Consider the following 13,147-nt stretch of genomic DNA (forward strand, 5'->3'; position numbering starts at 1 on the left):
TAACAATGCTTATTTATCTAGTTTTTGCTTAGGTTTATGCTAGCAAGTTTATTTGATTATGCTGTTAATCGCTCATCCCTTAGCAATAACTAATTTGACACATTCTTGTTGATGAATTTTTTATTTGGTCTAAGTTGATAATTAAATAATATAGTAATTTCCTAATGGGAATAATGCACAATCATTTGATCTGAATACACATTTTGTAGATAAAGTTTTGATTTATAAAAATAAAAAATACCTAATTTCTTATAGTAATTAGGTATGATGATTTGAGGTAATTCTAATTAATCATCATTTCTGATGGCGTATAGTGTAGTTTAAGTCCTCGCTAATTGGTGTGTTACTTAAACTACAGGGATTTAAATTTTCACTTTTAACAGTTAAATTTGTAGTAATTAAATTTAATGAATGTGTTATTTACAGACAAGACTGCGACCAAATGCTAAATACCCTTTAGCTTCTAAGTATCCGTCTGGATGATAATTTATCTTTATATGATTTAAATTTCTAAAATAAATGCTATGCCATCTTGAACCAAGAAATTGAGATACTTTAATCAAATTATCAGGCCATAACTCTGGATAATTCTGTGCGTGACAATATCCAGACCAATTGAGAACAGCATCATATTTTTCTGGGGTACATAATTCATGTTCTACTAAACAATTTAAAAGTAATTGCCATTTTGGTTCACATCTTGTACTTTTATTATTTAATAGGCACTCTAAACCTAGCTGCGGAAAAATACTAGTTCCTATATCGATATTGAGGATTATTGTATCTACAATTTGAGTTAGTGACTGAATTATTTCTTTGAGAGGTTCAATTGAATATTTCCAACCAATTTGAGCAAGGTAATCTTCAAGATATTCAGGAGAAATCCCACTAATATTGACTCTAACAGCATCTAAATGGCGAGAAAACATAACTCCTACATAAAGTATTTGAGAGCCTTGTGGTAAGGAATTTACACAAATACCTAGATTATTTTCAATTATTGGTGAAACATGATCATCAAATAATATGTGCAAGGCCGTTTTCACAGTTTGTAGTTGCTCATTAGCACTTTGAGATATCTGGATACTATATTTTTCTGAATTTAGTTCTTTGAATCCTAAAAACAAGCTAGGAATTGGTAAATTTTGGGGATCTTTATCAAGATCAAATTCCAGCCAAATATTGTCTATATTGTTAGATAGTAGGGAGTTTGTTCCACAACAGGCAGAACAAAAATTTTGAATACGTCTCCAGATAGGATTTGAAGAAAATACTTCTGGTAAGTTCACTAGAAAATCTAGTTTTTCAAAGCTCTGATGACTTGAACCTAAATTTGTAGCAAGGACTGAGAAATCTACCCTGGAGTTATTCGCACCTAGACGGCACTCAAATAACCCCTCGGATGAAAGTGGAAAAATCCTTGTTATTGCTTGAATATGAGATAAAGCTTCGGGAGAAACTAACTTAGGTGAAAGGTGGGGTACAACAACCTGAAGATAATTTTCTAATGTACAGCTATTCATGGTAATTTTGATTGATAATTAAGACAATTTGTCAAGGCTATGTTGATTTAAGACAATAGCGGCTATTATTAATAATTATGTAAATTTTTGAGACAAAAATTTCATGTGATAATATTTGCTTATTTGATGGTTGTAGCTTGTTTCATCTCCTATTTCTTTGTATAATTTAGCTAATAGTTTCATTGCTAGTTCATCAGTAGGTACAATTTCTCCAGCTAATATCAAATTTTCTTCCGCTATCTGATACTGACCCTGCTCTAGATAAATTTTCCCAAGCATTTTATGTGCTTCAGCCTTGCTCGATTCATCAGCCAAAGCCTGCTCAAAAAAGCTAATTGCTTTCGTGTAATCCTTATTTTTCATAAAGATACAACCTATATTCAAACTTAAATCAGGATAATTGCCTGGTTTGATTTCTTGGCAATATCTATAATGTTTAAGACTCTCTTCTTTTTCAGACTTTAGACTATATAAAATTCCTAGAGTATAGTGACTTAATATTTTTTCTTCAATGTCTATTTCAGCTAGCATTAATTTATTTTCTAAAAAGCTTAGTGTATTTTTATCATATTCTAAGTCACGGCTTAGAATTGCATTAGCTGAATGTAGTACACTAGGGCAATAGCTAGGGCAAAGTTTTCCTGCGATTAGTTCGTAATTAACAGACTTTTGAGGCTCAGTTTCACAAAGGCTTAATAAGTAATAAGTAGCGGCACAATTTGGCATGATTTGTATTTCTTCAAGACAGCCTGCTTTAGCGGCTTCTATGTTGTTATTTCGTGCTTGTAGATCAAGAGCATATAAACGGCGATAGTGTTCTATTTCACGCAGGTCATTTTGCCAAAGAGCTGCTAAATAATCAGCCAAAAAATAGTAACGTAGTGGCATATAACCACTACTCACAGAACGAGTCAAAGTGACAGTATCATAATTAATAGGTAAAGATTTTAAACAGGCAAAAACATTTTCTGGATCTACCAAAGGATATTGCTCAGGCAAGCCAATAAAGTAGTCAATATCAATATCAATAAAAGTGTTTTCGGGAAGGTTTAATTTCTTTAAATCTTCATAACCACATACCGTTATTTTTAATCCAAATACTGTCGCCGTAGCTATATCTTCTGTAATGGTAATATTTGTTATATCGTTAACAGTAAATGCATTATGCTGTTGTAAAAACCCCCGTAATTTACGCATATATTTTATAGAATTTGGTAGTTTATTTTTGGGAGTTAGAGTTACCCAAATGAGATTTTCAATTATTCCCAAGCGATGAGCCGCAAAAAGGAAATTTTCGATACCATAACTATATTTATCATCAGGAAATATATGACTAGGTCTTTCTAGTTGAGCTAATTCTGCTGAAGTTTGGCATTTTTTCAATGCTGTTATATGATTTTCACTAATATATTGAAAATCTAGATGTTCATCTAAATAAATTAGAGTAACATTTTTCCAGCCTAATTGATGCCAAACATGAAGTTGAGAAGAGTGTTCTTCTGTGATGATGCTCTTGACACTGTTTTTGATTGTATTCATAAATATTTCTTCCTTTGGTTTTAGATGAGGGTATAGCATTAAAATCGCATTTTTAGAGTTAGCTTCAAAATCTGAAAAACCAGCCACAGCCAGCAATAAAGGCTTTGTTTATGTTTTATTTAGCTAATTTATGCCAAGATTAATGAAAATTATCAGCTATGACTTAACTTATAAAGATTTCAAGATGCTATCTACACACTAGTTGTTATCAATTGTTGGTTATTGATATTTTTTGGATACATTCTAATAAAAGAATTACCTAGTTTCATGATTTTTGATTGATTTTCCCCAATAAATTGATTGGGTTGAGATTGTTTCGACCATTTTTCCACTTCTTTATTCAACACTTTTTTGAAAACTTCCTCATAAGGAAACTTTAAAGCTAAAGGAGAAATATTCAGTGATTTAATATCGGGACGTATAGCACCGTGAGTGCTGGCTATATATATTTTTTCAAATGCACGTACATATCCGCCAATACCAGGATAATCCCAGGTTTTATCAGATTTTAACAATGCATATAAGCTGGAAGCGGTGATGACATTAAACACGTTAGCTAAAGGACTAGATCCTGTTCGGCACTGAATAGGATCTTCCGTAAAGTCAAAATACCATGTTTGAGAACCATCTGGAAATATTACTTCTAGTTGGTATCTGACTTCCCAATGGAAATATTGGGCAAATAAATCTTGTTTATGTTCCATGATGAACTTAGGTAAGTTAACACAAACCTCTTCTTCGATTGTCCTTTTCACTTCATGAATATCATAGTTATTTGGGTTACTGTCAATCATTTCGCCATTTACTGTCACAGGCGAGAAAGATAAAATATTTCTATCATCTTTAACTGTTTTGACAAATTGCGATTGAGCAGGTAGATAGGTAGATGTGCCATTTTCAATTTCACAAATATCTCCTGGCTGAAGAGCAAAAATATTTTCTGTTGCTGGGCAAACTTTTTTGATGTCTTGACAAAACTGCTCTTGAGTAACTGGGAAGACAACTTTATTTAACCAAGCTGAACCATCTATAAACTTGAAGCCATTCGCACCAGGAGAAATAGCTCTTGGTTGAGTCAAGCCCATCAATTGCAGAATATAGCTATAACCAGAAAATGGGAATGCACAGCTTTGATTATATTGATACTCAGTTTCTAACATTGGTTGCCAGCATGCCAACAAAAAGTCTATTGTTGGGTATTGAGATTTGACAAAATTAATTGTATTTGCATTTACTAATGAGTCTACTTGATTCCAGAAAACTCCCGATGGGTCAGCAAATACCATCCCATATTCAGGTACGCGATTTTCTGAACGGGTAGCCAGGAGCGTAGTAGAACCAATCTTGACTTCACTAAAGTCACTTAAAGTATAGATGTGGGAATATCCTAATTGACGCAGACAATTTTCTATTAACTGATCTTTGGGAATAAAAACATCAACATTTTTAGGCAGATAAGCAAGAGAACGAATATCAAAGTGATCTAAATGTCTATGGGAAATTACTAGTACATCATACTCAGGAATTTGGTCGTAAATAACTTCTCGCTCAGGGCATATACTTGTTGTCACTTCACAAAATTTATCCCAAAGCACTGGGTCCATCATTACTTTGCAATCTTGTGTTTCTACAAATATGGAAGCATGACCAATCATTTGAATTTTCATTTTGCACCTCTATGTTTATGGTCATTACAAGCTATGACTTAGCTTAAAAATATTTCAAGATGCTATCTACACACTAGTTGTTATCAATTGTTGGTTATTGATATTTTTTGGATACATTCTAATAAAAGAATTACCTAGTTTCATGATTTTTGATTGATTTTCTCCAATAACTTGATTGTGTTGAGATTGTTTTGACCATTTTTCCACTTCTTTATCCAACACTTTTTTGAAAACTTCCTCATAAGGAAACTTTAAAGCTAAAGGAGAAATATTCAGTGATTTAATATCGGGACGTATAGCACCGTGAGTGCTGGCTATATATATTTTTTCAAATGCACGTAAATATCCGCTAGCAGCAGGATAATCCCAGGTTTTATAAGATTTTAAAACTGCATATAAGCTGGAGGCTGTGATGAAATTAAACACGTTAGCTAAAGCACTAGATCCTGTTCTGCACTGAATAGGATCTTCCGTAAAGTCAAAATACCATGTTTGAGAACCATCTGGAAATATTACTTCTAGTTGGTATCTGACTTCCCAATGGAAATATTGGGCAAATAAATCTTGTTTATGTTCCATGAAGAACTTAGGTAAGTTAACACAAACCTCTTCTTCAATTATTTTTTTCATTTCATGAATATCATAGTTGTTTGGGTTACTGTCAATCATTTCGCCATTTACTGTCACAGGCGAAAAAGATAAAATATCTCTATCATCTTTAACTGTTTTGACAAATTGTGATTGAGCAGGTAGATAGGTAGATGTGCCATTTTCAATTTCACAAATATCTCCTGGCTGAAGAGCAAAGATATTTTCTGTTGCTGGGCAAACTTTTTTTATGTCTTGACAAAATTGCTCTTGAGTGACTGGGAAGACAACTTTATTTAACCAAGCTGAACCATCTATAAACTTGAAGCCATTCGCACCAGGAGAAATAGCTCTTGGTTGAGTCAAGCCCATCAATTGGAGAGTATTACTATAACCAGAAAATGGGAATGAAAAGCTTTGATTATATTGATACTCAGTTTCTAACATTGGTTGCCAGCTTGCCAACAAAAAGTCTATTGTTGGGTATTGAGATTTGACAAAATTAATTGTATTTGCATTTACTAATGAGTCTACTTGATTCCAAAAAACTCCCGATGGGTCGGCAAATAATATCCCATATTCAGGTACGCGATTTTCTGAACGTGTAGCTAGGAGGTTAGTAGAACCAATCTTGACTTCACTAAAGTCACTTAAAGTATAGATGTGAGAATATCCTAATTGACGCAGACAATTTTCTACTAACTTATCTTTGGGAATAAAAACATCAATATTTTTAGGCAGATAAGCAAGAGAACGAATATCAAAGTGATCTAAATGTCTATGGGAAATTACTAGTACATCATACTCAGGAATTTGGTCGTAAATAACTTCTCGCTCAGGGCATATACTTGTTGTCACTTCACAAAATTTATCCCAAAGCACTGGGTCCATCATTACTTTGCAATCTTGTGTTTCTACAAATATGGAAGCATGACCAATCATTTGAATTTTCATTTTGCACCTCTATGTTTATTATTTATTAATTGTGTTTTTGAGCAAAACTTGTATCTGTCAGTGAATTAGCTTATTACTAAGCCATTTGGCGAGCCATTAATTGAGCAAATAGTCCTTCAATTGAAGCGAGTTCCTGAAAACTGCCTTGCTGTACAATTCGTCCTGCTTGGAGTACATAGATGCGATGAGCATTGCGAATTGTGCTGAGTCGGTGAGCAATAACTATTCTCGTCACCTGCATTTTGTCTAAGCTTTCACTCACAATTGCTTGGGTTCGGTTATCGAGTGCGCTAGTGGCTTCATCAAATAGCAGAATGCGAGGTTTTAATACTAAAGCGCGGGCTATGAGTAAGCGTTGGCGTTGTCCTCCAGAAAGATTACCACCGCCTTCACTTACTACGGTGTGCATTTCCATTGGCATAGCGGCTACATCGTCAGCGAAGCCAGACATCTTCGCAGCTTCCCAAGCTTCATCAAAGGTGATATTTGCACCACCGGCGATATTTTCAAAAATAGATCCTGCATTCAAACGGCCGTTTTGTAAGACAACACCTAATTGTCGGCGGACTGCTTCGACATCCAAGCCAGATAAGTCTTGTCCATCGTAGTAAATACCTCCACTTTCTGGAGTTTCAAACCCAAGCAATAATCGGAAGATTGTTGATTTACCACTTCCAGAACCTCCAACGAGGGCAATAAATTCTCCTGATTGTGCAGAGATACTTACATCATCTAAGATTAATGGCCCATCTGGACGATAACGAAACATTACATGGTCTACAACAATTTTGCCTACTAATTTTCCTGGGTCAGCTTTGCTTAAATCTACTTCGGGGACAGCTTGCAAAATGGGTTGAGTACGTTGCCAATGGGGAGTAATTTGGACAATTTCAGTGACTACATTACTGAGATTGGTAGTACCGTTCACAAATTGATCAAAAGCCGTGTTGAAGGCTAAGAAAGTGCCTATGGTAATAGCCATAGTGCCGGAAGTCTGCGCCGTTTTAAATTGGTTGATGGTTAACCAAAACAGGACTCCAGATGTAAATATGGGCATGACTGTATTAAAAAGAACTACAGCATCTTCTAACTGTTGTGTACTGAGAGTTAGCTTGAGTTGACGAGTGTAGTGTTTACTCCAAGAAGCAAAGGCGCGTTCTTCGGCTCCTGCAATATGTAGTTTAGAAATGCCATTAATGATTTGTACTGTTTGTCCAAAAATATTGCCCTGTAATTCTAGTAAAGGATGCACTTTACCAACGAGGAGGATACCAGAAAGGATGGTGACTGCGCTGGTAATGACGGCAACCGCAACCGCAAGTAAGGCTAACTGAAAGTTATAGTTAAATAATTGCCCTAAATAAAATAATGCAAAGAAACTGGTAATTAGTTTGATAATTGTATTAGCACTGAGTTGACGACTGATTTCACCAACAGATGAGGCTCTTGAATGTAGATCCCCTGTTGTATATTTGCGGAAAAAAGATACTGGTAAGTTCATCAGTCGATCCCATACAGCCACCTCTGTAGCGGTGGCGGCGGTGGTTTCAATGCGTAAAAGTGCAAAATTCTGAGTTATTTGAAATAAGACTGTGCCTAATGTTGCAACCAGTAGCCCCATTCCGACTTGGAGTAACAAACCGCGATCGCTATCGGGAATGGCATTATCCATAATAATAGCAGTGGCTTGGGGTGTGAGCATCCCTAACAGCGTCACAGCCACCCCTGTGAGTACAGTCAGGAAAACATCGAGTTTCCGTCCTTTCAGGGCAAACAAAATCACATTGTAGGTGTTGAGTACCTGATCAGGAAAGGAACGATAAAACATATAGGCGACAGGCGCAAGTGTCATCGCTATAGGTTCATCTACCTTGGTACGGGTATGGTTAACGGGATCAAATAATTCATAGCTAGTAGTAGAAACTGGTAATAAAGCTACCGGGCGATTATCTACCTCTGTATAGGCGACTAACGCCCCACAGTCCTTTTCCCACCAGTTGTCTCTTAATAAAACTCGGCGCATCCGAATCCGAGAAGCGCGGACAATAGCTTCTAAAGGTTCTTTGACTCGTTTGAGATTCTCGGAACGGGCGGGAGGCGAAATTTTTACTCCGATCGCTTTCCCAACAGCCCCAGCCGCCACTAACAAGGGTGTACCTTCCAAGAAAAAGTCGCCATCTTGAGGATTGATAGTTGATGCTAACTCTCCTAATGCTTGAGAAGTTACTTGACGATTTAGACGCTGGCGATCGCGCAATCGCATCATTTCTGCTTCTGCTTCTTGTCGGTCGAAAAACTCTACACATTGCAGTAATTGAATGTGCATTGCCGACAAAGCAGCTAAGAGTTGGTCAGCATTCAAAAATTCACGGGTTTTCAGCGTGGTGAGTTGAACTTCCTCCACGGCTTCTAACCACATTTTGTCAGTCAGGGGAAAATAACCCATTGCAGGTGTCAGCATTAATTCTGACAAACCTAATAAGCGAATAGTCCCTTGCTGAATCTTTACCCAACAGATATTTCCGACTTCCCCTTGGAAAGTTTGACCATCCAACAGAGAAAACCGCATTTCTCCTTGAGATATCACCTCAATGACTGGGAGAGTTACCCCAGATAACACGCTACTAAGTTCCCAAAGCCAAGATTCTACCCAGTCAAATGCTCTACTATCAGCATAAGCAACTAATTCGGGAAAACATTCTGGATGTAGTTGCAGTAATTCTACCTCTCCAATCGGCACAGCTAAAATTTGCTGTTGACCGTTCATGGCTTTAGTACCGAATAAGGCTTGTCCCTGAGAGAGACTAAATAAATAACGGCGAGTTCCTGCTATGACACCATCTTGAAGTGCGATCGCAAATAAGGCCATAGAGCCAGATTGAATTACCCAAACTCTAGCAGGATCATCTAATAGTATGGGTTCATTACCTTGCAATATATAGGTTTGACCATGTACGGCACATTGATGAAATCTTTTTTGCTGCATCTTTATTCCTCCTCCAAGGCTTCCCCTTCTGTGCGGATTAACCGTGAGTACACACCTTCGGTCTGCCACAATTGCTGATGAGTACCTCGTTGCACTACCTTGCCTCGTTCTAGGACGATGATTTCATCGCAGTCTCGAATCGTACTTAATCGGTGTGCCACAATAATGCAGGTGCATCCCCGTCGCCGCAGATTTTCGTCAATAATCCGTTCTGTCTCTGCATCTAAGGCACTGGTGGCTTCATCCATAATCAGGATTGAGGGATTATTCACCAAAGCACGGGCAATTTCTAGGCGTTGGCGTTGACCACCGCTTAAATTCGCCGCACCTTCCATCAGTTCGGCATCATATCCACCATTGAGAGCCAAAATCACATCATCAATGGCAGCATCTTGACAAGCTCGTTTTAAGTTTTTATCGGATATAGTATTATCCCAAAGCGTTAAATTATCCCTAACTGTGCCACCAAATAACAAAATATCCTGTTCTACCATTGCCACAGAATTAGTTAATAATTGGTGGGGAATTTCTTCTGTTAATTGTTCGTCAAACAGAATTTCTCCCGCCCAAGGTTGGTAAAGTCCACTGACGAGTTTGGCAATGGTAGACTTACCAGAACCACTGCCACCGACTAAAGCCACTCTTTGTCCTGGTTTGAGAGAAAGATTAAAATTTTCGATTAAAGGCGGTTCTAGGCGACTATAGCCAAAGGTGAGGTTACGTAATTCTACATATCCTTGCAATGTGGGCAAGGCTGAAAAATAAGATGATGGTTCGATAACTTGAGAAGAGGCTGGGGGCTGGGGGCTGGGGGCTGGGGGAAATAAAGAGAGAAACCTAAGTAAGTTCCACTTTGGTAACACCCTTTGTGGGTGAAAGCTCCCTTGCTCCCTTGCTCCCTGCTCCCCTGCTTCTTCATGAGCTAAGTTTCTTTGGGCGATCGCTTTATCAGTCGGGTTATCTAAAACATCATCTAAGCGAACCAAATTACCTTCTAATTCTTGTAAGGTACTGCCAAAATTCAATAGACTGGCGACTGGTGCTTGAAAACTCCCTACTAAGCCTTGAAAAGCTACCAGCATCCCAATACTGAGATGTCCATCCATGACTCGCAAACCACCAATTACTAACAATAACAAGCTAGAAATAGCCTCTAAAAGCGTAGGTAGAATGGAAAATAATTGGTTGGTGACATCCATTTGTTGTTGGCTATTGATGGCCTTGGTGTAATAGCCTGACCAGCGAGAAAAGAAATCAGATTCTAAGCCTGATGCTTTCAGGGTTTCGATGCCTTGGAGAGCCGCAATTGAAACCCCTTCAGCCTTGCCAAAATCTAGCATTAATTTTTGATTGAGGTCTACCCGTTGACGAGAGACTAAGCGCAGAGTGAAAATGTTGGCGATCGCTAAACTGATGACAATCAAAGTTAATAGCCAATCATATTGCAACATAATCAAGGCATAGAAAACCACCATCACAGCATCAATAATTGTGGTGGTCAACTGTCCCGAAAGCACATTAGCCACTTGGTCATTGAGACTCATCCGACTGGTAATTTCTCCGGCAAAACGTTGGGCATAAAACCCTACTGGTAGGCGTAACAAATGCCAGAGAAACCGGCTAGACATTCCCACGGACAATTTAATTTTTAAACGGCGTAAATATTGCAGGCGCAGTAATGTGAGAAAGCCTTGCAAAACAGCAGCCACAGCCATTCCCAAAAGCAAGGTATTAAGCCAATCTAATCTTTGTTCTACAAGAATTTCATCGACAAATATTTGGCTAAATACGGGTACAGCCATCCCCACTAAAGTTAAGAAAAATCCTGCCATTAAGCAGTAAAGTAAGGCACTAGTTGAACTCTGTAGCCTCTCCCACAAAGACCCAATCATACTAGGTTTACGTCCACCCTTTTGGAACTCACTTCCTGGTTCCATCACCAAGACTACACCCGTATAACCTTCGTCAAATTCTTGCAAAGATACACTACGGGGGCCTGTAGCGGGGTCATTCAGATACACTCTCTGGTTGCGAAATCCTTCTACTACCAAAAAGTGGTTAAAGTCCCAAAAGATAATATAAGGGGGATTTAAGTCTGGGAGTTTATCTAGTTCCTTTCTTAACCCCTTAGCCTCTAGACCATAATTTCTAGCAGCTTTCAACACATTCGATGCTTTACTACCATCGCGGGAAACACCACACTCTCGCCGCAATTCTGGCAACGGCACAATCCGACCAAAGTAACCTAAGATAATTCCTAAAGCCGCAGCACCACATTCAACTGCTTCCATTTGCAAAAGAGTTGGTGTTTTTACCCGCTTGCTTCTTTGAGGCAGTAGTTTTTGTAGATACCGCCAAAAATTCGTAGGTAGACCTATAGTTGGGTTAGTAGATGCCACTGAACGACCTCAAAATAGGTAATACAAACGTAATGGGAGCGCGTTCTTCGACCTGAACCCGCACAATAGTAGTAGTTCCAGAAGAAATCTTCATCTGTGGCCCTTTAGATGAAGACCATTTGTAACCACTGAAGGTTTGAGCATCATTTTGTATCTCAGAAAATACTTGGATGAATCCTTCGTTTTTTTGTGATACTAAACCTTCAACAACTTCGGAATTACCTATTTCATTAATTGCCGCTTCTTTGGTAGTGGGGAAATTGGAAATATTAATCACCTTCCCGACAATACCGCCAAATCTTTCTCGCTTCACCGTTTCAGGAGTGATTTGAATTGGCATTCCTGATTGAATTTTCTTGCCCTCTGCCACTGAAAAATAAGCTAAACTTACTAACTTACTATCAGGATTTTCTACTTCTATATTTGCTAAACGAGTACCAGCATTAATTACTTGTCCCTGCGCCACTGTAGTTTCTAAAACTCGACCGTTATATTGGCTAATAATTTTGCTATTATCACCTACTTGTAGTTGCAGTTTAGCTATCTCTCGTTTAACTTCTTGAATTTCTTTTTTGCGATTATTAGTATTTTCTAGGTCTTGTTGCGCTTGAGAAGCTTGTTCACTATCTAGTTTCTTTAATTGGGCTTGTAAATCGGAAATAGTTGATATATTTTCACCATATTCTTTTTGTTTTTGAGTTTCTGTGACATCAAGTGCTTTTAATTGGGTTTCGATGTCAGAAATATTTTGCAAATTCTCTAGATATTCCTGTTCTGCTTGCAAAGCTTCATCGGCTGAAAATACCCCTTCTTGTTGAAATAACTTTTGGCGGATTTCCATTCTGCGCCGGAAAACTGGACTCAAGGCTTGGAAGCGTTGGAGGTTTTGTTTTAAACTTTTGCGCTGTTGTTCAAGAGAGGTATTATCTCTAGTTTTGAGAATAGGTGTAAGGGTTTGAAGTTCCTGAATGCGTTGTTGAAGATACTGACGTTGTTGTTGAATTGACTGTGCGTCCTGTGCTAAACGTTGTTTAAATATGGAGTTAGCTGCTTGGTCTTGTGATTCTAGTTGTGCTAGTTTAGCTTTTTGTTGTTCGAGTTGCTGACGTAGATCAGATTGATCAATTATTGCTAATACCTGTCCTTTTTTAATCGAGTCACCAACTTTGAAGTTGACATTTGTTAATTGTCCTGAATTTTTCGATTGTAGAGGTACTACTTTACGCGGATAAATTAATACTCCTCGCCCTTCAATTGTGATCGGAATACGTCCATAAATACTCCAAACAATAGCTACTCCCACCAAAGAGCTTAAAGCTATCAGAGGTAGCCAACTTTTAGGACTGACTACTTGCATGAGTTGGTCTAATCTTTCAGGAGAAGATAGACGCTCTACAGATTCTTGGCGAAATATGCGACGCTTCTGCTCTAACATTTGTATTTTTGTTAATCGAGAGATTTGGAACTAAAAATTATGATGTATTTTTTTAA

Annotated in this window: 7 protein-coding genes; all 7 read right to left on the bottom strand. The window is 37.8% G+C overall.

Features of this window, described 5'->3' with window-relative positions; genetic code table 11:
- Window positions 1-416: 416 nt before the first annotated feature.
- Window positions 417-1,523, bottom strand: coding sequence for a hypothetical protein (locus tag H6G28_RS13960; RefSeq protein ID WP_190593130.1), 1,107 nt, complete (start codon window positions 1,521-1,523; stop codon window positions 417-419).
- A 75-nt stretch (window positions 1,524-1,598) separates the two neighbouring features.
- Window positions 1,599-3,149, bottom strand: coding sequence for a tetratricopeptide repeat protein (locus tag H6G28_RS37650; protein ID WP_190593129.1), 1,551 nt, complete (start codon window positions 3,147-3,149; stop codon window positions 1,599-1,601).
- A 104-nt stretch (window positions 3,150-3,253) separates the two neighbouring features.
- Complete coding sequence (locus H6G28_RS13970) at window positions 3,254-4,729, bottom strand: MBL fold metallo-hydrolase (protein ID WP_190593128.1); 1,476 nt, start codon at window positions 4,727-4,729, stop codon at window positions 3,254-3,256.
- Between the two features lie 66 nt (window positions 4,730-4,795).
- Window positions 4,796-6,271, bottom strand: a complete 1,476-nt coding sequence (locus H6G28_RS13975) for an MBL fold metallo-hydrolase (RefSeq protein WP_190593127.1) — start codon at window positions 6,269-6,271, stop codon at window positions 4,796-4,798.
- Between the two features lie 76 nt (window positions 6,272-6,347).
- On the bottom strand, window positions 6,348-9,257 hold the full coding sequence (locus tag H6G28_RS13980) for an NHLP bacteriocin export ABC transporter permease/ATPase subunit (protein ID WP_190671458.1): 2,910 nt from the start codon (window positions 9,255-9,257) through the stop codon (window positions 6,348-6,350).
- 2 nt (window positions 9,258-9,259) lie between these two features.
- Window positions 9,260-11,656, bottom strand: a complete 2,397-nt coding sequence (locus tag H6G28_RS13985) for an NHLP family bacteriocin export ABC transporter peptidase/permease/ATPase subunit (protein ID WP_190671460.1) — start codon at window positions 11,654-11,656, stop codon at window positions 9,260-9,262.
- The gene (locus H6G28_RS13990; RefSeq protein ID WP_190671462.1) at window positions 11,643-13,091 is read right to left on the bottom strand and encodes an NHLP bacteriocin system secretion protein; all 1,449 of its coding nucleotides are present in this window, start codon (window positions 13,089-13,091) and stop codon (window positions 11,643-11,645) included. Before H6G28_RS13990 ends, H6G28_RS13985 begins: the two co-directional genes overlap by 14 nt.
- Between the last annotated feature and the right edge of the window lie 56 nt (window positions 13,092-13,147).

The sequence above is a fragment of the Nostoc sp. FACHB-190 genome, from assembly GCF_014696905.1.
Lineage (GTDB): Bacteria > Cyanobacteriota > Cyanobacteriia > Cyanobacteriales > Nostocaceae > Nostoc_B.

What these genes read in the sequence shown, in the direction of transcription:
- H6G28_RS13960 (WP_190593130.1), bottom strand. Translation starts at nt 1,523, where the DNA reads ATGAATAGCTGTACATTAGAAAATTATCTTCAGGTTGTTGTACCCCAC.
- H6G28_RS13975 (WP_190593127.1), bottom strand. Translation starts at nt 6,271, where the DNA reads ATGAAAATTCAAATGATTGGTCATGCTTCCATATTTGTAGAAACACAA.
- H6G28_RS13980 (WP_190671458.1), bottom strand. Translation starts at nt 9,257, where the DNA reads ATGCAGCAAAAAAGATTTCATCAATGTGCCGTACATGGTCAAACCTAT.
- H6G28_RS13970 (WP_190593128.1), bottom strand. Translation starts at nt 4,729, where the DNA reads ATGAAAATTCAAATGATTGGTCATGCTTCCATATTTGTAGAAACACAA.
- H6G28_RS13990 (WP_190671462.1), bottom strand. Translation starts at nt 13,091, where the DNA reads ATGTTAGAGCAGAAGCGTCGCATATTTCGCCAAGAATCTGTAGAGCGT.